The organism is Streptococcus sp. V913, from assembly GCF_054353455.1.
Window position 1 is genome coordinate 652,861 of the sequence record NZ_JBTHHX010000001.1, and the last position, 23,740, is coordinate 676,600.

The window sequence follows — 23,740 nt, forward strand, 5'->3', positions numbered from 1 at the left end:
CAAAATCTTGAGTTAGGCTTTTTCACGAATGACCAAAACGCCATCTTCCATATCTGCTTCCAAATGTTTAGCATCTAGGTGATCCAAGTGGAAGTCCGTCACCTTATCACGAATTTGTTGTTCCACCACGCGACGGAGAGGACGAACACCCATAACTTCGTCATAACCTTCTTCTGTGATAAAGTCCTTAGCTGCTTGACTAACTTCCAAATCAATGTCTTTCTTAGCCAAAGTTTGGTTGACTTCCGCCAACATCAAGTCCACAATCTTAGAAAGGTCTTCCTTATTCAAGTGTGAGAACTCGATAACTGCGTTAAAGCGGTTAAGGAACTCTGGACGGAAGAATGGTTTCAAACGATCCATCAACTCTGGTTTATCCGCATCTTCTGTCAAGTTAGCTTCATAGCCAAATCCAGCATTTGATGTCGCGATAATGACCGTGTTCTTAAAGTTCACTGTATTTCCTTGACCATCAGTTAAACGACCGTCATCCAAGACTTGGAGGAGAAGGGTAATTACTTGAGGATCAGCCTTTTCAATTTCGTCCAAGAGAATGATAGAGTATGGATTGCGACGAACACGTTCTGTCAAGGTATTGCTATTGTCATCATACCCAACATAACCTGCTGTTGTACCGATTAATTTAGATACGGCTGTGCGGTCACTGTATTCAGACATATCCAAGCGAATGATCGCATCTTTAGTACCAAACATATCGAGCGCTAATTGCTTAGCAAGTTCTGTCTTACCAACCCCAGTTGGACCTACAAAGAGGAAGCTACCGATTGGGCGATTGCCTTCATCAAAACCAGCACGGTTACGACGGATAGCACGAGCTACAGCTTCAACCGCCTTGTCTTGGCCGATAACCTTGTGTTCCAAGCGATGAGCCATATCTTTCAAACGTTCGATATCTGATGCTCCCATTTGTGAAACTGGGATACCTGTCATTCGTTCCACAGATTCAGCCACATCGTTGATGCTTGCAGTCACTTTCATGTCTTCTGTGTGGTTTTCGACTTTTTTCTCTAATTCTGCAATACGTATTTTGGCATTGAGAGCTGCTTCAAAATCTTCTGCCTCAACTGCTTTTTCTTGCTTGTCTTTTTCTGCCTCAATTTCCCGTTCAACAGCATGCACATCTGTTACAGGATGTTGAGCTGCCAAGTGAGCAGCCGTTACGTCTACAAGGTCAATAGCCTTATCTGGCAAGCTGCGTTGTGGAATGTATTGGATAGAATAATCCACTGCTGCTTTCAAGACTTCATCTGGCAAGATAACATTGTGGTGTTGTTGATAGAGGTCACGAATTCCTTGAAGGATTTTAAAGGTATCCTCTGCTGAAGGAGCATTGACCTTCACTTCGTTGAAACGACGAGCAAGAGCTGCATTTTTCAAGATGGTGTTACGGTATTCGTCTTGAGTTGTCGCTCCAATAACGGTCAATTCACCACGAGAGAGAGCTGGCTTGAGAATATCCGCAAGCCCTTTAGAACCACTGTCTCCTCCGATTGAGCCAGCGCCAAGGATTTGGTGGATTTCATCAAAGAAGAGGATAATATTTCCTGCTTCTTTCACTTCATTGACTAAGTTTTGAACGTTTTCTTCAAAGCTACCACGGTATTGAGTACCAGCCTCAAGACCTGAGATATCAATAGAAATAATTTCCTTGTTCTTGATGGCAGCTGGAACATCTCCGTTCACAATGGCTTGCGCTAGACCTTCGACAACTGCAGTCTTACCAACACCTGCATCTCCGACAAGTACAGGATTGTTTTTGGTACGACGTGAGAGGATTTCAGATGTTTCTTGAATTTCCTTGTTTCGTCCGATAACAGGATCCAACTTGCCCTCGCGAGCTTCTGCGGTCAAGTTTCGACCTAGTTTAGCAAGGACACCGTCTTGTTTCATACCTGAAGCGTGTTGTTGCATTTGCGCATCAGATTCTGCATTTCCTGGTAATTGACCAGTTGCACGATAGTGAGCAAACTCCTCAGGTGTCACTTCTCGTCCATTAATCAAGTAACGGCGGTTTTCAGAACTATATCCTCGCATACCACCCATCAATTGGTTAAATAAATCATCCATGTTGTTAAAGTTATTAAAGTTGTTGTTCATATTCTTTACCTCGTTTATTGTTAATTATTTGCGATCTCTGATATTGACTATCTTTGACCTTTGTTTTAAAAATTTTAGACTAGCTAACTAGCTACCCTACGTATGATTTCTGGTTTTTCTTTCTTAAATAAGCCTTTTATCATCTTCTTTTCAAAGTCTGTTAGATTTAACATAGGCCTCACCCCTTTCTCGGGATTCTATACCTCATTCTCAAAGACTAATTCGTTGAAAATGAGCTTTTTAAGGAATTCATTTTCCTTATGTTTCTACTATATCACTTTGGTCAGTAAAAGTCAATAACTTTTTGACCAAATTTGACTAATTTTTTAAAATTTTTCAAGGACGCAAAAAGCCAGTCGTTTCCAACTGGCCTTTTCTATTTAATTTAAAATCTTAGCTCAATGCATCATCCATTGAAAGAACTTCGTGGAAGACACGTTGTGTTAATTCAGTTTTTTGTTCTGGAGTGAGGTATTTGGTGTTTACACAGTATCCTGAGATACGAACGATGACATCTTCGCCATTCATAATCTTGTCATAAACATCTTTCAAGTCCATTACGTTCAAGTTACAGTGTTGTCCACCGTTTTCGAAGTAACCATCAAGGATTGTTACTAAGTTGTCTACTTGTTCGTCACGAGTTTTACCAAGAGCACGAGGTGAAACTTGAGTTGTCAATGAGATACCATCAGCTGCATAACCAAAGTCAAGGCTAGCAAGTGAGTTCAAGTTTTGCAACCATCCACCTTTAGCTTTGTTAGATGGGTTAGCACCTGGTGAGAAGAATTCAAGTTTAGACAAGTTCACAGAACCATCTTCGTTGAGGTATACACCTTTGTGGACTGGTGAGTTACCAGTTTGTTTAGAGTAAGCAACGTTAGATGTGATGGTCAAAAGTGATACTGTAGCTTCTGCGTTCTTGTAGAGTTTGTGGCTACGTAGACGAGTTGTGTAAGCTTCAATCAACCATTCTGCCAATTCGTTTGAACGTGGGTCATCTTCACCCCAACGTGGGTATTCACCGATTGTTTCGTAATCGTAGATGTAGCCATCCTCGTCACGGATTGGTTTAACTGTAGCGTACTTGATTGCTGACAATGTGTCAACAGTATTGGCAAATCCACAGATACCGAATCCCATGTTAGCACGTTGTTTAGTTGGCAAGAAGGCCATTTGAACCGCTTCGTAGTTGTACTTATCAGTCATGTAGTGGATGATGTTCAAAGCATCTACGTAAGTGTCAGTCAACCAGTCAAGAGATTTTTCAAAGTTCGCTTTAACTGATTCGAATTCAAGAACTTCGTCACGGATTGGTTCTATGTCAAATACCTTGTAGTCTTTGTGAACATCGTCGTAACCACCGTTCAAACCAGTAAGAAGGGCTTTCAATACGTTAACACGAGCACCGAAGTACTGGATGTTGTGACGTTGTTCTTCATTTTCTGGGTCAAGTGGTGACACACAGCATGAAATACAGCTCATTTCACCATATCCGTCTTTAGCCATTGTTGTTACACCTTCGTATTGGATAGAAGAGTGTTTATGGCTCATGTGCATACAGTAGCGACGGAAGCTATAAGGTAATTTGTCAGTCCAAAGAACTGTCAAGTTTGGCTCTGGAGAGTTACCGATGTTGTCAAGAGTGTTCAAGAAACGGTAGTCCATCTTAGTAACACGGTGACGACCGTCGTTACCCATACCAGCCATAGAAGTTGTGATGAAAGTTGGGTCACCTGAGTACAATTGGTCATAAGCTTTTGTACGAGCAAATTTAACTGTACGAAGTTTCATAACGAAATCATCAACAAACTCTTGGATTTCTGATTCAGTAAATGTACCACGAGCAAGGTCACGTTCTGCAAAGATATCCAATACGATTGGCACACGTCCTAGAGATGTTGCAGCACCGTTGATAACACGGCAGACAGCCATGAAGGCGATGTTCACCCATTGGATAGCTTCTTTGACGTTCATCGCTGGTTTGCGAACGTCAACACCGTAAAGGTCACCCAAGCGAACAACTTGTTGCAATGCTTGGTATTGAAGGTTTACTTCTTCGCGAAGACGGATTGTTTCTTCATCAATTTCTTTAATTGCATTCCAGTCGTTTACTTTTTCTTGCATCAAGTAGTCTGCACCGTAAAGAGCAAGACGTGCGTAAACACCGATGATACGTCCACGTGAGTAAGCATCTGGAAGACCAGTTACAGTGTGAGCGTGACGAGCACGACGGATATTTGAAGTGTAAGCACGGAAAATACCGTCGTTAACTGTTGTTACGTATTTTGTGAAGATTTCATGAACAGCTGGATCTGGTTCGTATCCATTTTCTTTCAAAGTAGTTTCAGCCATACGGATACCACCTTTTGGCATGAAATTCAATTTGAAGAGTTCATCGTTTTGGATACCGAAGATCAATTCGTTTTCTTTGTCGATAAATCCAGCAGGAATATCAGCAATAGATGTTGGACGAGTGTCCATTGGGAAACGAGTTTCTTCGTAGTGTGCTTTTGTTTCTTCTACGATTTTTTTGATGTGAAGCGAACGTTCTGTTGGGCCAGCAAGGAAACTTTCATCTCCGTCGTAAGGTGTGTAGTTAGCTTGAACGAAGCGAGAAATACTTGCTTTTTCTTTCCAATCTACGCCTTTGAAGCCTTCCCAAGCTTTATCAAAAATATCTTGCGCTTCAACAACTGTCTTAACAACCATGTTAATGTCCTCATTTTTCTTTCTAGTAACAACTATCTGTTACATTCATAAATCAAGTATACCACACAGTAACCGATTTCAACAAGAGAAAACCGGCATTTTAGGCGCTTTCTTTTATACTACAGCCCCTTTTTTGCTCTAATCTGTATTATATTTTTGAAAGTCAGGTTGAACTTTCCCATTTTTTCAGAAAAAAGGGTATAATAAATAGAAAATGACTCTAGAAAGGGATTGGAATGCTCATATTTCCATTGATAAATGATTTGTCCAGAAAAATCATCCATATCGACATGGATGCCTTTTTTGCTGCGGTGGAAATAAGAGACAATCCTAAGTTAAAAGGAAAACCTGTCATCATTGGGAGCGACCCCAGACAAACAGGTGGTCGAGGTGTCGTTTCTACCTGTAGCTACGAGGCGCGAGCCTTTGGCATTCACTCTGCCATGAGTTCTAAAGAAGCTTATGAGCGTTGTCCTCAAGCCATCTTTATCTCCGGAAATTATGAAAAATACAAAACTGTGGGACTTCAGATTCGAGCTATTTTTAAACGCTATACTGATTTGATTGAACCTATGAGTATTGACGAAGCCTACTTGGATGTAACCGAAAACAAACTTGGTATCAAATCGGCAGTCAAAATAGCCCGCCTCATCCAACAGGATATCTGGCATGAACTACGCCTGACTGCTTCTGCAGGCATCTCTTATAACAAATTCTTAGCTAAAATGGCTAGTGACTATCAAAAACCACATGGTTTAACAGTTATCCTCCCAGATCAGGCCCAAGACTTTCTCAAACAAATGGACATTGCTAAATTCCATGGCGTAGGCAAAAAAACAGTTGAACGCCTTCATGAAATGGGCATTTATACTGGCGCAGACTTATTGGATGTCTCAGAAGTCACTTTAATCGATCGGTTTGGCAGACTCGGTTTTGATCTTTATCGAAAGGCTAGGGGCATTCATAATTCACCGGTCAAGGCCAATCGTATTCGCAAGTCCATTGGCAAGGAAAAAACCTACGGAAAAATCCTGCAAGTAGAAGAAGACATCAGAAAAGAGCTGACTCTTCTCTCAGAAAAGGTAGCTCACAATCTCAGCCAACAAGGCAAAGCTGGAAAAATCATTATCCTAAAAATACGATATGCTGACTTCTCTACTCTAACTAGACGAAAAAGCCTCCCACAAGCAACACAGGATGCTAGTCAGATTTCTCAAACTGCCCTTCAACTCTACGAAGAACTAGCTGAAAAAGAAAAAGGCATTCGTTTGCTAGGAGTCACAGTAACAGGATTTTAAAAAGCTTGAAGGAAGATTCCCTCAAGCTTTTTCTTATACAAATAAACGCACAAAACTATAGAGCAACAAGACACTACCGAGTACGATACGGTATTTACCAAAGAGGGTAAAGTCGTGCTTCTTCACATAGCCAGTCAAGAAGCGAATAGCAACCATGCTGACCGCGAAGGCTACTCCCATAGCAACCAAAAGCAAGAACAGTTGTCCAAAACTCAAGAGTTGACCTGCTTTTATAAATTTGAAAATCTTTAAAGCACTAGCCCCAAACATAACAGGAATTCCGAGATAGAAGGTAAACTCTGTTACGACAGAGCGACTCGTTCCATTTAACAAACCACCGACAATCGTCGCACCTGAACGGCTCGTTCCTGGGAAGAGGGCGAGGACTTGGAAGAGTCCGATATAGAGAGCTGTCTTGTAGGGAAGCTTTTCAAGTTCTGTGATTGTTGGTTCAATAGCTTGCGCCTTATTTCTTTTTTCAAGATAGATAAAGGCAACACCATAGATAATCAACATAATCGCAACTGATACCATATTATGAAAATGAGTGTCAAACCAATCATCCAGCTTAAAGACTAACAATAAAGGCAAGGTCGCAACGAGGACTTTTGACCACAATTGCCAAGTTCGACGGACTTCCACCTTATTTTTACCAGGTTTGAAGGGATTGAGCTTGTTAAAGTAAATCACCATAACCGCTAAGATAGCACCGAGCTGAATGACAACATTAAACATGGACATGAAGGCTTCATTTTGGTCCTTGTATTGTACAAATTCTTCAACCAAGATCAAGTGACCCGTACTTGAAATGGGCAACCATTCTGTAATTCCTTCAACAATCCCAAAAAAGATCGACTTCAAAATTTCAATAAGATACATGTATTACTCCTTTTTCTGTCCTCTATTATAGCATAATTTCGGATTATGCGATAGGTTTTTTAGAAGGCACCGATGCTACCACCGCCTCCGCCTCCTGAGAATCCTCCACCTGAAGAACCACTTCCAGAAGATACGGAGTAGGTACTTGCTGTGTTTGCGACCGCTGCATAGTATTTCATCTGTCCAGTATAGGTATGAAGTTGCGCATACCAGCCATAGGCAATGTAACTATCTAAGTCTGGATTTTCAAGATGAATTTGCCGAACTTTCATTAACTGGCTGACCTTTTTGGCATAACCAAAAAGAGTCGCATAGACCAGAAGGCGATTCCAAAGGACGATACTCTCCAACTCAGCCTTGTCTAGACGGGCGATATTGCGAAGCATGTTTTCAAAACTCTTCCAGTGATAGTAAACCTCTGCCCCTTCATCTGTCAAGACACCATTATCATAATACCCGTATGTTACAACATAAATTAGCACTAAAGTAATGGAAGCAAGTAATCCCAAAAAGAGGAGGTAGAACGAAACAAAACCATACGTATTCCAACTACAGTAGAAGAATAGCCAGCTTCCTACGGCTGAACCAATTAATCCAATCCACATAACTAGAGATAGTTTCTTCTCACCCGTACTCAAAGGACGGTAATAATTTGGAATACGCAACGCATGCACCTTGTCTTTGATGCGCTTTTCAATGTTAGAGATGCGTCTATCAAACGAACGTTTCAGCTGCTTTCCTATCTCCTGAACTTGCTTTGCATCCTTTTTAGAAACTCCACGATAAATACTTGGTGAAACCTGATAATCTGAAAACAGATCCGAAATTGCTAACTCTCTCTTATCTGAAAAGCAAAGTGTCAGACATTCCTTCTCAAAATTTGCCAATCCACTTTCGTTTATGATTTTAAGAATTGGTTCTTTTTCCCCTTTCTCAATAGACAAATGCCCTCTATCTACTAGATCTAGCAAAGTAGCCTGAATGACTCGTTCAAATGTAAAACGACCAAATCCTTTTGCTCCCGGTTTCATTTCGCCCAGTGATAAGGAATATACACTCTCTGCTAAAACCATCGGAGGCCAGTCCATAGGTGGCTCATAGAGACGATGGTTCTTAGCAAATTTCTTCTCGGGACTAATTTCTTTTTTGAAACGTTTATAAAAGATTAAACCGACAAACAGAAGAACCGTCAAAACAATTGGAATAAGCCACATCATCACAATCTTGTCCGAAGCTTTTTCACTTGCTATTTCAAGCTCAACTCTTTTAAACCAAATGAGGTTATCAGATACCAAGCCTTGATCCGGAGCTTCTGCAAAAGCACTTCTCGGCCAATAGGCATGTAGTTCCACCTGACGATTTCTCGGAAGATCTTTCATCTTGACCTGGTAGAAATCATTTACCTTTTTGACACTAGCTTCCTTAAAGAGTTTTCCTGTATGGAAATAGAGTTTCTCTGCTGGATTTTCAGAGCTGACCTTGAACTCAAACTCTTTAATATCTCCAGAACTATCTGTCAAGGGTTGCCAATTTAACTCCGCTATATCACTGTATAAGAAGAGAAGATTTGATAGTTTCCAGGTAACCGTCACCCGAACAGTATCTCCAGCATATCCAGCATTGTAAATTTTTACCTTGTAGCCGTCCTCTTCCTCCATAGTATAAAAGGAAACATTTTGAATAATTTGCCCATTTTTAGACACTTGAACGGTCGGGTCGGGATCAATGTCAAATCCTTCTGGCATTTTCCCAGCTTTTCCCAGCCCAACTAGCTGACCATTATAATCATCTCCAAAACGGTAGGTAATTGTTTCCTTAAAAATTGCAGTATTATCTGCATGAATATTCAAATCACCCTGATAGGATAAGATATCAAAGTCTACTGCAAAAACTAGGCTCGGTATAAATAATAAACAAGCAAATACCAAAGTCACCAACCATCTTTTTTTCATAATTGATTCCCTTTCAATCTTTTCACCATTATATCATTTTTTATAAGTAAAGGCTTACTTGTATTGAAAATCTCACCATTTTTAGATACAATAGAGAGAAGTCATTTTTAGACTAGAAATAGGAGAAAACATGAAAAAATTATGCTTATCTATCATTGCTAGCCTAGCCCTTACCTTAGGACTAGTTAGCCAAGTCCAAGCCGACGAATATTTACGCATCGGGATGGAGGCAGCTTACGCTCCCTTCAACTGGACCCAAGACGACGATAGTAACGGCGCCGTCAAAATCGACGGTACCAATCAATATGCCAACGGCTATGATGTTCAAATTGCTAAAAAAATTGCCAAAGATCTAGGTAAGGAACCTTTGGTCGTAAAAACAAAGTGGGAAGGACTTGTTCCAGCCCTTACTTCTGGCAAAATCGATATGATCATTGCTGGTATGAGCCCAACCGCTGAACGTAAACAAGAAATTGCCTTTTCAAACAGTTACTATACTAGCGAACCGGTTCTATTAGTAAAAAAGGACTCTGCCTACGCGAATGCCAAATCTTTGGAAGATTTTAGCGGAGCAAAAATCACTTCTCAACAAGGTGTTTACCTTTATGATTTGATTTCTCAAATTCCAGGTGCCAAAAAAGAAACAGCTATGGGGGACTTCGCTCAGATGCGTCAAGCTTTGGAGGCAGGTGTTATTGATGCCTATGTTTCTGAACGACCTGAAGCAATGACCGCTGAGTCTGCTAACGCTAAGTTCAAAATGATCCAACCCCAACCAGGTTTCAAAACTGGCGAAGAAGATACAGCTATCGCCATTGGACTTCGTAAAGATGACAGTCGTATCAGCCAAATCAATGCGAGTATTGAAACCATCTCTAAGGATGAGCAAGTAGCCCTCATGGATCGTATGATTCAGGAGCAACCTGCCGAAGCCACAACAACTGAAGAAAGTAGCAGTAATTTCTTCAACCAAGTTGCTAAAATTCTTTCTGAAAACTGGCAACAGCTCTTGCGTGGTGCTGGTATCACACTCTTAATCTCAATCATCGGAACTATCGTAGGTCTCATTATCGGTCTTGCCATTGGTGTCTTCCGTACTGCTCCTCTCTCGGAAAACAAAGCCATTTACAGCCTACAAAAACTAGTCGGTTGGTTCCTCAATGTCTATATTGAAATCTTCCGTGGTACACCGATGATTGTTCAATCCATGGTTATCTACTATGGTACTGCTCAAGCTTTCGGTATCAATCTCGACCGGACACTGGCTGCTATCTTTATCGTCTCAATCAACACGGGTGCCTACATGACAGAAATCGTTCGTGGTGGTATTCTAGCAGTCGACAAGGGACAGTTCGAAGCTGCAACCGCTCTTGGTATGACCCACAATCAAACCATGCGTAAGATTGTCCTTCCTCAGGTTGTCCGTAATATTCTACCTGCTACTGGTAATGAGTTTGTCATCAATATCAAAGATACCTCTGTATTGAACGTTATTTCAGTTGTCGAGCTTTATTTCTCAGGAAATACTGTGGCGACGCAAACCTATCAATACTTCCAGACCTTTACCATCATTGCAGTGATTTACTTTGTCCTCACCTTCACTGTGACCCGTGTCCTACGTTTTATCGAACGCTATATGGACATGGACACTTACACTACAGGTGCTAACCAAATGCAAACGGGGGATTTGAAAAAATGACACAACCAATCCTTGAAATCAAACACCTAAAAAAATCCTATGGACAAAATGAAGTGCTAAAAGACATTTCTCTCACCGTCCATAAAGGAGAGGTTATTTCCATCATCGGAAGCTCGGGAAGCGGAAAATCAACCTTCCTTCGTTCGATTAATTTACTAGAAACACCTACAGGAGGAGAGATTCTCTATCGCGGAGAAAATGTCCTGGAAAAAGGCTATAACCTCACCCATTATCGTGAAAAGCTCGGTATGGTTTTCCAATCTTTCAATCTCTTTGAAAATCTGAATGTCCTCGAAAATACCATCGTCGCCCAAACGACAGTACTCAAACGTGACCACTCTGAAGCTGAAAAAATTGCCAAAGAGAATCTTGAAAAAGTTGGTATGGGAGAACGTTACTGGCAAGCCAAGCCGAAGCAACTTTCAGGTGGACAAAAGCAACGTGTAGCTATCGCTCGTGCACTCTCCATGAATCCTGACGCCATTCTCTTCGACGAACCAACATCTGCCCTTGACCCCGAAATGGTCGGAGAAGTCCTCAAAATTATGCAGGATCTAGCTCAAGAAGGTTTGACCATGATTGTTGTAACCCACGAAATGGAATTTGCTCGCGACGTCTCCCATCGTGTCATCTTCATGGACAAGGGAATCATTGCAGAAGAAGGTAAACCTGAAGAACTCTTCACGAACCCTAAAGAAGAACGGACAAAAGAATTCCTTCAGCGTTATCTCAATTAATAAATAAAGACTGCATACAGAATGCAGTCTTTTTAGTTTGTAATTGTAAAGGAAAGGCAGACTCGATTCAGAAATCTGCCTGTAACCACAGTTCAATCTTCAAATTTTTCATGATTTTTTTCATAGAAATCGATTAAACTAAGAGCTGTTTCAAATGAAATATTTTTAACTTTTGCGCGTCCTTGCGCTAGGGCAATGATAGACATTTCACGCGCATTCGTTTCTTTAGAGATACGGTAACCTGTGATCTTCTTATCACGAACCCAGCCAACAACTGCTTCTACCTTTTCAAAGTTTGACTTAACCATGTTCTTCTCCTGAATTATTCTTTACAATTCTTAATTGTATACGTTTTTATTTCATCTGTCAATAAAAAAACATATATTCGTCACAACTATATTATTCTGCATATTTTTATTTGGCTTTTAAAGCCGATAATATATGAGTTCTTATATCCTCAACTCCATTAGGATTTGCTGGTAGGAAGATTGTATTATTACCTTCTTTTTCTGCAAAATTATTCAATGTATCTAAATACTGGTTCGTTAATAGGATAGACATGATTTGTTCTTCAGTCAGCTCAACATTAGCTCCCTTTAACTCTTTGATAGAATCAGCCAGTCCGTCAACAATCGCTTTACGCTGTTCTGCAATCCCTACACCATGTAGGCGATCTTTTTCTGCTTCTGCTTCTGCTGCGGTCACGATCTTAATCTTATCTGCTTCAGCAAGTTCTTGCGCTGCAACTCTCTTACGTTGAGCTGCATTGATTTCATTCATTGATTGTTTTACTTCAGCATCAGGTTCAACCTTAGTAATCAGCGTCTTGACAATGATATACCCATATGTAGACATTTCTTCTGCCACTTGTTTTTGAACTTCTAAGGCGATTTCATCCTTCTTCTCAAACAACTCATCTAGGGTTAACTTTGGTACAGATGAGCGCAAAGCATCTTCAATATAGGATTTGATTTGGGCTTCTGGACGCATCAATTTATAATAGGCATCTGTGACATTGTTTTCATTCACTCGATACTGAGTTGCCACATTCATCGTTACAAATACATTATCTTGCGTCTTTGTCTCTACAACGATTTCACTCTGCAACAAGCGTAGTTGTACTCTTGCTGCAATTCTATCAATCCCAAAGGGAGCCCGCAAATGAATACCACTATTGCTCAACTTTTGGTATTTACCAAAGCGTTCTATAATAGCGACAGATTGTTGTCGTACCACATATACAGAACTAATCGTAATCACTGATGCAATCACCACTAAAATCAATACAACAAGTAAAATTTGTAAAACCATGGGAATCTCCCCCTTTCATCACCCTCATTATAACACCATCGTTATCATTACGCAAATAATATGATAATAATTTTATTTTAGTTTAAACTAGCATATTATACAGTGTTTCATTTCCATTCAAATTAATATAAGACGGGTCAAACTTTTCCATTCGATGAATCAATCCAGCATAATCATGCTTATTGGCAAGAGCAATCCCAATCAATACAGGACCCGTCCCCTTACTTGCTCGTTTGATATATTCAAAACGAGTGATGTCATCATTTGGCCCCAAAATGTCATTTACAAACTCTCGGAGAGCTCCTGGACGCTGTGGGAAATTCACTACAAAGTAATGCTTGATTCCATCGTAAATCAAGGCACGTTCTTCCATCTCTGGCATGCGGTTGATATCGTTATTTCCTCCAGAAATAATACAACAAATCGTCTTGCCTTTGATATAGTCTGATAAAACTTCCAAGGCTGCAACGCTGGCAGCTCCGGCTGGTTCTGCTACAATACCTTGTTTGGAATAAAGATCAATCAAGGTTTCAGAAATCAATCCCTCGTCCACCCCAATCAGCGTTTCAACATTCTTTCGGGTCGCTTCATAGGTCAACTGTCCAACTTTCTGTACAGCTATCCCATCAGCAAACTTATCAATTTCTTTGAGTTTAACTGGTCCCCCAGCCTCAAAGGCAACCTTCATAGAGCGGGCTCCATTGGCTTCTACCCCAATCACTTCAATAGTCGGGTTGGTTTCCTTGATGTAGGTTGAAACACCGGCAATCAATCCACCACCGCCTACTGGTACAAGTACTGTATCAAAATCAATAGACTCTTTACGGGCTTCTTCAAGAATCTCATAGGCTACAGTCCCTTGACCAGCCTGAACATGAACATCATCAAAAGGATCAATGAAGGTACGATTTTCTGACAGTGTAAACTCTTGTGCCGCCTTAGCAGAAGCATCAAAGGTATCCCCAACTAACTTAATTGTCACAAAATCACCACCAAAAAAGCGGACCTGTCCAATCTTTTGTTGCGGTGTTGTGATGGGCATAAAGATGGTTGCAGGAATTTTCATCTCATTACAAGTATAGGCGACACCTTGGGCGTGATTTCCTGCAGAGGCACAGACTACACCACGCTCACGTTCTTCTTTTGTTAATTGAGAAATGGCATAATAGGCTCCGCGAATCTTAAAGGAACGAACACGCTGGGCATTCTCCTTCTTCAAATAAATCTTAGCACCATACTTCTCCGATAAATAATGATCATAATCAAGCGGAGTATTGACTACTACACCACTCAATACTTTGTGGGCTTTCACCACGTCTTTTGCACTTAGCATTGTCTCCTCCTCAAATACTTTTTAAGATAAAAAGCGAGTTAGGTACCCCCAACTCGCCTTCTGTTTTTCTTCACAAGAATTAGTTGTAGATTTTGAATGCGTCATCGTCGTTTTTACCAACGAAAGGCATTGCTTTACGCAATTCAGCACCAACTTTTTCAATTTCAAGGTTAGCTGCTTGTTCACGGTAAGCAGTTAATTTTGGACGACCAGCTTTGTAGTCATTTACAAAGTCATTGGCAAATTTACCATTTTGAATGTCTGCCAAAACAGCTTTCATGTTTTCTTTAACTTGCTCAGTAATCACACGTGGACCTGATACATAGTCACCGTATTCAGCAGTGTTTGAAATAGATTGACGCATTTTCTTGAATCCACCTTCATAGATCAAGTCAACGATCAATTTCATTTCATGAAGAACTTCAAAGTAAGCCAATTCTGGGGCGTAGCCTGCTTCTGTCAAGACTTCAAAACCTGCTTCGATAAGGGCAGTCAAACCACCACAAAGTACGGCTTGTTCACCAAACAAATCTTCTTCAGTTTCTTCTTTGTAAGTTGTTTCAAGCAAACCAACACGGGCTGCTCCAACACCTTTACACCAGTCCATAGCAATATTTTTCGCATTTCCTGTAGCGTCTTGATATACTGCATAAAGAGCCGGAACACCAAAGCCTTCTTCGTAAGTACGACGTACTAAGTGTCCTGGTCCTTTAGGAGCACACATGAAGACATCTACATCTGCAGGAACTTTGATAAATTCAAAGTGGATGTTGAAACCATGAGCAAATCCAACTGCGTTTCCAGCTTCCAAATTTGGAGCGATTTCTGCTTCGTACAATTCTTGTTGGATTTCGTCTGGTGCCAAGATCATGATAACGTCAGCCAATTTAGTTGCTTCTGCTACTGTATAAGTGTCAAATCCATCTTCTTTTGCTTTGTCAAAAGATTTACCAGGACGTACACCGATGATGACATCACGACCTGAGTCACGCAAGTTTTGCGCATGCGCATGTCCTTGTGAACCATAACCGATTACGGCGATTTTTTTACCATCAAGCGCTGCTACTTTAACATCTTTTTCGTATTCCATTTGAACTGCCATAGTTTTTCTCTCTTTTCTATTTTTTATTGCCTTATAGGCTGGTTTAACAAATTTAAGTTATTTTTATACTCAATGAAAATCAAAGAGTATTAGTCGCGGGTAAATCCAGTTGCACCCGTACGAGCGATATTTTTAATACCGTATGGTCGAATCACTCGCAATAAAGCTTCACTCTTCTCAGCATTTCCAGTCATCTGGATAGTGATGGAGCTTGGAGCCACATCTACTACCGTTGCACGGAAAGGTTGGATAATGGCCAAAATTTCTGCACGCTTCTCAGCAGGAGCAGATACTTTCACCAAGATAACTTCTCTTTCCAAGTGTGGTTTATCTGTGATATCTCGAATGCGAATCACATCAATCTGACGATTGAGCTGTTTAATGATTTGCTCTACTTCATCATGAGATGCTACATCAATAATGATGGTGATACGAGATACATTGGGGTTCTCTGTCGCACCAACTGAGATACTCTCAATGTTGACCTGACGACGAGATAGGACACCTGTAAAGCGATTGAGGACTCCCGAACGATTTTGTAGTTTTGCAGTTAACATTCTACGCATGGAACTTCACCCCCAACATCTCATGATTGCTCTTACCAGCTGGTACCATCGGTAAAACCTGTTCCTTACGAGAAATATCCACCTCGATAAACATGGGCACATCCTCCAGAATGACTTCTAGATCCTTCTCTATCGTCTCTGGATTATCAAATTTATAGTTTTTGATACCGTAAGCCTGTGCCATCAGCTGGAAGTCAGGAAGTGTATCAAAGACTGACTCGGAAGTTCTACCCTCATAGAAAGATTCCTGCCACTGACGAACCATTCCTAAGGAGTGGTTATTCAACATGACAACCTTAATCGGCACCTTGTAGATGTTTAGGATAGCTAATTCTTGGTTGGTCATCTGGAAGCCACCATCACCAACAAAAAGGATGACTTCTTTTTCTGGATTTGCAATCTTGGCTCCGATAGCTGCAGGAACTCCGAAGCCCATGGTACCCAAACCACCTGAAGTGACTAACTGACGCTCATTTTGGTAAGGATAATACTGAGCTGTCCACATTTGGTGTTGACCTACGTCTGTGACAACAATGGCATCTCCATTCGTCAACTCACCGATGCGTTCAATAACGGCCTGAGGCTGAACCACACGTTCTTTCTTATCATAAGAACGAACTCGATTCTTGTCCTTGGTGACTTTTTCAATCCACTTTTCAGTATTGTTATGAACAGTTGGTTCTGCTAGTAGCATCTGCAAGGCTTTCTTAGCATCGCCCACCACTGGAATATCTGCACTGATAATCTTACCAATCTCGGCTGGATCAATGTCGATATGAGCAACCTTGGCATTTTTAGCAAAGGTCTTAGGATTTCCAGTCAAGCGGTCATCGAAACGACAACCAATACTAATCATAAAGTCGGCTTCCGTCATGGCAATATTAGCTGCGAAAGACCCGTGCATGCCTCCCATTCCAAGAAAGAGCGGATGACTCGTCGCAATCGTACCTTGCCCTAAAAGACTGGTCACGACTGGAATTTGGTAACGTTCAGCAAATTCATTAAGCTCTTCAGAAGCTTCCGCATAGCTGATACCACCACCTGCTAACAAAACAGGTTTCTTAGCCTTAGACAATTGCTTCAAAATTTTCTTGATTTGCATGTCATTCGGATCTAGCGTTGGTTGATAACTTGGCAAATTCACTTCGGGTGAATAGATGAAATCTGTCTCTAAGGCAGATACGTCTTTTGGTAGGTCAATCACGACGGGCCCTGGACGACCTGTCGTTGCGATATGGACAGCTTCCGTAATGATGCGAGGAATATCTGCCGTCTCACGAACTTGGTAATTGTACTTAGTGATTGGCATGGTAATGCCCACGATGTCTGCCTCCTGAAAGGCATCCTTCCCAATCCCTGCACGCGCCACCTGACCTGTAAAGACCAAAAGGGGAACGCTATCACTCATGGCATCTGCAATCCCTGTAATGGCATTTGTAGCTCCCGGTCCACTCGTGACGACAGCAACACCCAACTTTCCAGTTGATTTGGCATATCCTTCAGCTTCGTGCAAACAACCTTGCTCATGGCGTCCTAAAATGTGGCGAATGCCTTTAAAATTATATATCGCATCATACAAAGGCAAGACTGCACCACCAGGATAGCCAAATATGGTATCAATTCCTAAATCACGAAGTGTTTCCAAAACTAGGTCTGACCCCGTCTTAGGAGATTCTAAACTGATTTTCTCCATTGTTCCCCTTTCTCTTCTCTTAAAAATAGCTTGTTACTATCATACCATTTTTTCAAAAATTTTCAAGATAAAAGAAGCAATTTTCTGAATTTTCTATCTAAAAGTGTATTTATGAATCTTTTTCTCATTTTTATTAACTTTTCTACGGAATTAGGAACCTTTATTTACTTTAATTTATCAAATTAGAATATTTTCTTTCTGGATAAAATTAGTAACTCTCTCACTTAGCGACCAAATTTGTATACTATATTCAGCAAAAATGAATAGTTAAAGACAAAAAAAGGAAGCCACCAAGTGACTTCTTTCTATAGCGAAGACAGATTATTCTTCACCTTTGTTTTTCTTAATGATTTCTTCTTGTACTGACTTAGGTACATCTTCGTAGTGGTCAAATACCATCATGAATGTACCACGTCCTTGAGATGCAGAACGAAGAACTGTTGCGTAACCGAACATTTCAGCAAGTGGAACGTAAGCACGAACGATTTGGCTGTTACCGTGTGCTTCCATACCATCTACACGTCCACGACGAGCAGTTACGTGACCCATAACATCACCAAGGTTTTCTTCTGGAACAGTGATGGTTACAAGCATCATTGGTTCAAGGATAGCTGGTTGTGCAGTCTTAGCAGCTTCTTTAAGTGCAAGAGATGCAGCAATCTTGAAGGCAGTTTCAGATGAGTCGACATCGTGGTATGAACCATCGTAAAGTTTAGCTTTAACGTCAACAATTGGGTAACCTGCAAGGACACCGTTAGCCATTGCTTCTACAAGTCCTTTTTCAACCGCTGGGATAAATTCACGAGGAACCACACCACCGACGATTGCGTTTTCGAATTCGAATCCTTTACCTTCTTCGTTTGGAGTAAATTCAATCCATACATCACCAAATTGACCTTTACCACCAGACTGACGTTTGAAGAATCCACGTGCTTGAGTAGAAGCGCGGAATGTTTCACGGTAAGATACTTGAGGAGCACCTACGTTCGCTTCAACTTTGAACTCACGACGCATACGGTCAACAAGGACATCAAGGTGAAGCTCACCCATACCAGAGATAACTGTTTCACCAGTTTCAACGTTTGTTTCAACACGGAATGTTGGATCTTCTTCAGCCAATTTTTGAAGGGCAATACCCATCTTGTCTTGGTCTGCTTTAGATTTTGGCTCAACCATCAATTGGATAACTGGTTCTGGAACGTCGATTGATTCAAGGATGATTTTAGCTTTTTCATCAGTCAATGAGTCACCAGTTGTCGTATCTTTCAAACCAACGGCAGCAGCGATATCACCTGAGTAAACCGTGTCGATTTCTTTACGGCTGTTAGCGTGCATTTGAAGGATACGTCCGATACGTTCACGTTTACCTTTAGAAGTATTCAATACGTATGAACCTGATTGAAGAACACCTGAGTAAACACGGAAGAACGTCAAACGACCTACGAATGGGTCTGTCATGATCTTGAAGGCAAGAGCTGCGAATGGCTCTTCGTCAGATGCTGGACGAGTTTCTTCTTCATCTGTATCTGGGTTAACACCTTTGATCGCTGGGATGTCAAGTGGGCTTGGAAGGTAGTCGATAACCGCATCAAGCATCAATTGAACCCCTTTGTTTTTGAAGGCAGAACCACACAATACTGGGAAGAATTCAACATTGATAGTAGCTTTACGGATACCCGCTTTCAATTCTTCGTTAGTGATTTCTTCACCTTCGAGGTATTTCATCATCAAATCTTCATCAGTTTCAGCAACTGCTTCGATCAATTTTTCACGGTATTCTTGTGCTTGTTCAAGATATTCAGCTGGGATATCCTCTTCAAGGATATCTGTACCAAGGTCGTTTGTATAGATTTCAGCTTTCATCTTGATCAAGTCGATGATACCACGGAAATCATCTTCAGCACCGATTGGCAATTGGATTGGGTGTGCGTTTGCTTGAAGACGGTCGTGAAGTGTGCTTACTGAGTAAAGGAAGTCAGCACCGATTTTGTCCATTTTGTTGGCAAATACGATACGTGGAACTCCGTACTCAGTTGCTTGACGCCAAACTGTTTCAGTTTGAGGCTCAACACCTGATTGTGAGTCAAGAACAGTAACCGCACCGTCCAATACACGAAGAGAACGTTGTACTTCAATTGTGAAGTCCACGTGTCCTGGTGTGTCGATGATGTTTACGCGGTGGTTGTTCCATTGAGCTGTTGTCGCAGCAGATGTGATAGTGATACCACGTTCTTGCTCTTGCTCCATCCAGTCCATTTGTGACGCACCTTCGTGAGTTTCACCGATTTTGTGGATTTTACCAGTGTAGTAAAGAATACGCTCAGTAGTTGTTGTTTTACCGGCATCGACGTGAGCCATGATACCGATATTACGAGTTTTTTCAAGTGAAAATTCGCGTGCCATGAGGTTTGTTTCTCCTATTTATTTTTGATTTCTATTCTATTATAACACGATTTTAATAAAAACGGATAGGCAGGACCTACCCGTTCTCAATGTTTATCTTGTTTTTGTTGGTTTCAACTTGTAGACAAGTTGAATTGAACTCGGGCTAAAGTTAGCTAGCCGATTTGAGCCGGAACGGGATGCTGTGTGAAAAAGATAAACTTCCTTGTATTCGTCGAATACTGCGTCAGTTTCCTATTTTCACCTTGCATCCTTACCGTTCCTAGAATCATGATTTTACCAACGGAAGTGTGCGAAGGCACGGTTAGCTTCAGCCATACGGTGAGTGTCTTCACGTTTCTTAACTGCTGCACCAGTGTTGTTAGCAGCATCCAAGATTTCTTTTGCAAGACGGTCTTGCATTGTGTGTTCACCACGAAGGCGAGCGATGGTTACCAACCAACGAAGTCCAAGTGTTGTACGACGTTCTGGACGAACTTCAACTGGGACTTGGTAGTTAGATCCACCAACACGACGTGCACGTACTTCAAGTACAGGCATGATGTTTTCCATAGCTGTTTCAAATACTTCAAGTGCATCGTTGCCAGTAGCTTCTTTGATTTGCTCAAAAGCACCGTAAACGATTGAAGCAGCTGTACCACGTTTACCATCAAGCATAACGCGGTTGATAAGACGAGTAACTAGTTGTGAATTGTAAAGCGGATCTGGCAATACGTCACGTTTTGGAGCTCTATTTTTACGACTCATTTCTCTTTATCCCCTTTCCTTATGCTTTTGGACGTTTAGTACCGTATTTAGAACGGCCTTGTTTACGATCGTTAACACCTGCAGTATCAAGTGCACCACGGACGATATGGTAACGTACCCCTGGAAGGTCTTTTACACGTCCACCACGAAGAAGCACCACGCTGTGCTCTTGCAAGTTGTGTCCGATACCTGGGATGTAGGCAGTAACTTCGATAAGGTTGCTCAAACGTACACGAGCGAATTTACGAAGGGCAGAGTTAGGTTTTTTAGGTGTCATTGTTCCCACACGAGTTGCAACACCACGTTTTTGTGGTGAAGAAACGTTTGTTTGAACTTTTTTATGACTGTTGTAACCAACGTTCAAAGCTGGTGATTTAGATTTTTCTACTTTTGATTTACGCGGTTTGCGAACCAATTGGTTAATTGTAGGCATCTACATTCTCCTGTGTTTTTTTTATTTTTGGTGATGATATACTTGGTGACAGCTACCATCTGTGTGTACTTTTGCAACATTTGTCAGCACGTCCCTGTACACTTTTGAGAGACCAAAAGTAAAAAGTACCGTCTATTATTGTAACACAATTTTTCCTTCATTGTCAAGATATTTTTCATTTTTATTCTGATCTTTTCACTCTTTGACACTAGCTTTCACCCCTTTTCTAAACCAGAAAAGGAGGCAATTGGCCTCCTCCTTTTTAGTATGGTTTTCCTTCAATTAAACATTCGTTTGAGATGTTTTTAGCATTCTTATCAAAGCCAACCTGATTCGTTTGCGATGTTGGCTGCCTCTGTACGATTGCCTGCATCTAGCTTGGAAAGAATATTGGTGACATAGTTTCGGACGGTTCCGTTTGATAGATAGAGTTGGTCTGCAATTTCTTGGTTGGATAAACCCTGAGCGATTCCCTTTAAGACAGCAACCTCTTGTTCTGTCAACGGATTGGGATGCGTCATCACCACTTCCATCAATTCAGGCGAATACTCCTTGCGCCCTTCGAGGACAGTGTGCAAGGTTTGCATGAGGTCTGCAATGCTTCTTTCTTTCAAGACATAGGCATCCACTCCAACCTTAATCGCGCGTTCAAAATAGCCAGGGCGCTTGAAGGTTGTCACCACAACCACCTTTGTTTCTAACTTTTCTGCTCGTATCCACTCCAAGACTTCGAGGCCAGTCTTAGCAGGCATTTCTACGTCAAGGATGGCGATATCGACAGACTCCTTTTCTAGGAGTTGGATTGCTTCTTGCCCATCCTTGGCTTGTAAGACAGACTCCACATCCGCTTGAAAGGCAAGCAACTGGCACATGGCATCTCGCAACATACTTTGGTCTTCTGCAACAAGTAGTTTCATCTTAGTTTCTCTCCTTATAAGGTAGTCGAACCTGCACTTCAGTTGGATGTTTCTGACTGATTACCTTTACTTCTCCTGAAAAAGGAAGGACACGATCGCAGACTGTATGAAGTTCATCTCCTTTTAGAGAAGCAAAGCCACAGCCATCATCTCTCACTGTTAGAATGAGTTCTTTCTCTGTCCGTTCTAATTTTAAGTAGACTTTAGACGCTTTAGCATGTTTGATGACATTGGTCACTAACTCAAGTAAAATCATGGAAGCCATTGACTCCAATTCCTGAGTTAAGCTAGCTGTATCTAGTTGATTAGCTATTTCCACCTCAATTCCAGCAATTTCTAACATCTTTTTCACAGTCTCTAGTTCTGATGTCAAAGTTCTAGACTTAAGATTTTCCACAATGGTTCGAACTTCACGCATTGATTCTTTGCTAATTTGCTGTATTTCTCTTAATTCCTTTTCCACCTGTGGATAAGCCTGCATCTGAAGAAGTTGGAGGGCAAGGTCCGTCTTCACACTCAACATAGCAAAGGTATGACCTAGACTATCATGGAGATCCTGACCGATACGATTGCGTTCATTTTCAGCCAAGAAAAGATTAAGCTTAGCATTTTGTTTCATCTTTTCTTCTTTTATTTCCTCCGACACTCGAATTCGATAAAGACCAAAGGTCAGTGCATCGGAAAAGATAAAGGTCACCAAGAAAAAGAGGAGGTCCCAGGGACTAACATGATTGACCATATAGATTCCGGTCAGAATGAACGGTTGCAAGACAACAAAACTGACAAAACGCCAAGAGTGAAAAGAAATCTCATCCAGCTCATAAATAAGGAGATTGGATAAATAGAAGATAAACCAGGTGAAACCCGAACTCAGCCAGACCGATGTATAAAATATATAGACAAGCATGCCCCACCAAGCCAGCCACTGCACGGTGCGATTCTGACTGATTAAAATCGAATAGAAAGCAAGGACAAATAGTAGGGTCCATAACAAGGTGAAAAGCGGGTACTCTCCACCGATGACACCCGCTATAGGAAAGATGATAAACACTGTTGAAATATGAAACATATAATGAGTGTTTTTAAATTTTTCCAACATAGATTTATTTTACCTCAATCCGTTTTTTCAGCTGGATTACCAGTACACCAAAGAAAACTGTATAGCCTAGTACAACTAAGGCGGAAAGAATATTAAACTCATGGTGTTCCAAATAAGCAGAGACGACCTGCATCAGCTGATAGGTTGGAGTCAGTTTTCCAATGGATTGGAGCCATTCTGGGAAGGAATTCAAAGGGAACCACAGTCCACCTAGGACAGCTAAAGCAATATAGGCAATATTTCCAATAACCGTCATCAGTTGGGCGCTGGGAAGCAAGCTCACTAAGACACCCATGCTGATAAAGACCACGCTTCCGACCAGCAAAATAACACCGATCACCAACCAGTCAAGCCAAGGTAGCGTAACCTCACGGACAAAATGACCAACCGAAAAGACAACTATAATTGATAACAAGAAAGTCAGCAGAGTACTGAACAGTTTTGATACATAATATTCTACCATAGAAACTGGAGAATGTTGAATCAATTTTTGCCAGTTGTTTGTCTTGTCAGATTCGAGTGTGCTAGGGATACTGAAAAAGGCGCTTGACATGATACTAAAGAGCGTCATAGCAAAAAGATAGGCTTGAAGAGCGATTTCCGGAATATCTGACCCTGACATCATACCAGAAAAAATAAGGTAAAACACACTTGGAAGTCCGATGGATAGCAAGTAGTAGACGGCTTGCCGTTTCATCAGAATGATTTCCACTTTCATGAGACTTATCATATTTTTCATCGTCA

19 protein-coding genes are annotated in these 23,740 nt (G+C 41.2%); 3 read left to right on the top strand and 16 right to left on the bottom strand.

The window, feature by feature from the left end:
* Positions 1–12: 12 nt before the first annotated feature.
* Both ACXYSL_RS03245 and pflB read right to left on the bottom strand, forming a co-directional pair.
* A complete protein-coding gene (locus ACXYSL_RS03245; protein ID WP_458623959.1) occupies positions 13–2,118 on the bottom strand; it encodes an ATP-dependent Clp protease ATP-binding subunit in 2,106 nt (701 codons plus the stop codon).
* Between the two features lie 393 nt (positions 2,119–2,511).
* Positions 2,512–4,827: a formate C-acetyltransferase gene (gene pflB / locus ACXYSL_RS03250; protein WP_033583856.1), complete on the bottom strand. Its 2,316-nt coding sequence runs from the start codon at positions 4,825–4,827 to the stop codon at positions 2,512–2,514.
* 236 nt (positions 4,828–5,063) lie between these two features.
* Here pflB and dinB point away from each other — a divergent pair, with 236 nt between their 5' ends.
* Positions 5,064–6,125 (top strand): DNA polymerase IV, encoded by a 1,062-nt coding sequence (gene dinB, locus ACXYSL_RS03255; protein ID WP_458623960.1) that lies wholly within the window; start codon positions 5,064–5,066, stop codon positions 6,123–6,125.
* Positions 6,126–6,158: 33 nt separating this feature from the next.
* Here the strand turns inward: dinB and ACXYSL_RS03260 are convergent, their stop codons facing one another.
* Both ACXYSL_RS03260 and ACXYSL_RS03265 read right to left on the bottom strand, forming a co-directional pair.
* Positions 6,159–7,004, bottom strand: a complete 846-nt coding sequence (locus ACXYSL_RS03260) for an undecaprenyl-diphosphate phosphatase (RefSeq protein ID WP_009729779.1) — start codon at positions 7,002–7,004, stop codon at positions 6,159–6,161.
* Between the two features lie 59 nt (positions 7,005–7,063).
* Positions 7,064–8,956, bottom strand: a complete 1,893-nt coding sequence (locus ACXYSL_RS03265; protein ID WP_458623961.1) for a DUF2207 family protein — start codon at positions 8,954–8,956, stop codon at positions 7,064–7,066.
* Positions 8,957–9,086: 130 nt separating this feature from the next.
* Here ACXYSL_RS03265 and ACXYSL_RS03270 point away from each other — a divergent pair, with 130 nt between their 5' ends.
* Both ACXYSL_RS03270 and ACXYSL_RS03275 read left to right on the top strand, forming a co-directional pair.
* The gene (locus ACXYSL_RS03270) at positions 9,087–10,655 is read left to right on the top strand and encodes an ABC transporter substrate-binding protein/permease (protein WP_458623962.1); all 1,569 of its coding nucleotides are present in this window, start codon (positions 9,087–9,089) and stop codon (positions 10,653–10,655) included.
* Positions 10,652–11,392 carry an amino acid ABC transporter ATP-binding protein gene (locus tag ACXYSL_RS03275; protein WP_000193353.1) on the top strand — a complete coding sequence of 247 codons (741 nt, stop codon included), beginning with the start codon at positions 10,652–10,654 and terminating at the stop codon, positions 11,390–11,392. The genes ACXYSL_RS03270 and ACXYSL_RS03275 overlap by 4 nt, the downstream gene beginning before the upstream one ends.
* A 92-nt stretch (positions 11,393–11,484) precedes the next feature.
* Here the strand turns inward: ACXYSL_RS03275 and ACXYSL_RS03280 are convergent, their stop codons facing one another.
* From ACXYSL_RS03280 to ACXYSL_RS03335, 12 genes are all read right to left on the bottom strand, one after another.
* Positions 11,485–11,700, bottom strand: coding sequence for a capsule biosynthesis transcriptional regulator (locus ACXYSL_RS03280; protein WP_000241003.1), 216 nt, complete (start codon positions 11,698–11,700; stop codon positions 11,485–11,487).
* A gap of 106 nt (positions 11,701–11,806) precedes the next feature.
* Complete coding sequence (locus ACXYSL_RS03285) at positions 11,807–12,703, bottom strand: SPFH domain-containing protein (RefSeq protein ID WP_000244068.1); 897 nt, start codon at positions 12,701–12,703, stop codon at positions 11,807–11,809.
* 82 nt (positions 12,704–12,785) lie between these two features.
* Entirely contained in the window at positions 12,786–14,036 is a 1,251-nt protein-coding gene (gene ilvA, locus ACXYSL_RS03290; protein WP_458623963.1) for a threonine ammonia-lyase IlvA, read from the bottom strand.
* A 79-nt stretch (positions 14,037–14,115) separates the two neighbouring features.
* A complete protein-coding gene (ilvC, locus tag ACXYSL_RS03295; protein WP_000290683.1) occupies positions 14,116–15,138 on the bottom strand; it encodes a ketol-acid reductoisomerase in 1,023 nt (340 codons plus the stop codon).
* Between the two features lie 89 nt (positions 15,139–15,227).
* Positions 15,228–15,704, bottom strand: a complete 477-nt coding sequence (ilvN, locus tag ACXYSL_RS03300; RefSeq protein ID WP_001253808.1) for an acetolactate synthase small subunit — start codon at positions 15,702–15,704, stop codon at positions 15,228–15,230.
* A complete protein-coding gene (locus ACXYSL_RS03305) occupies positions 15,697–17,397 on the bottom strand; it encodes an acetolactate synthase large subunit (RefSeq protein ID WP_000411741.1) in 1,701 nt (566 codons plus the stop codon). The genes ilvN and ACXYSL_RS03305 overlap by 8 nt, the downstream gene beginning before the upstream one ends.
* 321 nt (positions 17,398–17,718) lie before the next feature.
* Positions 17,719–19,800, bottom strand: a complete 2,082-nt coding sequence (gene fusA, locus ACXYSL_RS03310) for an elongation factor G (RefSeq protein ID WP_000090342.1) — start codon at positions 19,798–19,800, stop codon at positions 17,719–17,721.
* Positions 19,801–20,076: 276 nt separating this feature from the next.
* Complete coding sequence (gene rpsG, locus ACXYSL_RS03315) at positions 20,077–20,547, bottom strand: 30S ribosomal protein S7 (RefSeq protein ID WP_000087873.1); 471 nt, start codon at positions 20,545–20,547, stop codon at positions 20,077–20,079.
* Positions 20,548–20,566: 19 nt separating this feature from the next.
* Positions 20,567–20,980, bottom strand: a complete 414-nt coding sequence (rpsL, locus tag ACXYSL_RS03320) for a 30S ribosomal protein S12 (protein WP_001142332.1) — start codon at positions 20,978–20,980, stop codon at positions 20,567–20,569.
* Positions 20,981–21,297: 317 nt separating this feature from the next.
* Positions 21,298–21,897 carry a response regulator transcription factor gene (locus ACXYSL_RS03325; RefSeq protein WP_045617710.1) on the bottom strand — a complete coding sequence of 200 codons (600 nt, stop codon included), beginning with the start codon at positions 21,895–21,897 and terminating at the stop codon, positions 21,298–21,300.
* A gap of 1 nt (position 21,898) precedes the next feature.
* Entirely contained in the window at positions 21,899–22,996 is a 1,098-nt protein-coding gene (locus ACXYSL_RS03330) for a sensor histidine kinase (RefSeq protein WP_458623964.1), read from the bottom strand.
* Between the two features lie 4 nt (positions 22,997–23,000).
* A complete protein-coding gene (locus ACXYSL_RS03335) occupies positions 23,001–23,735 on the bottom strand; it encodes an ABC transporter permease (protein ID WP_458623965.1) in 735 nt (244 codons plus the stop codon).
* Between the last annotated feature and the right edge of the window lie 5 nt (positions 23,736–23,740).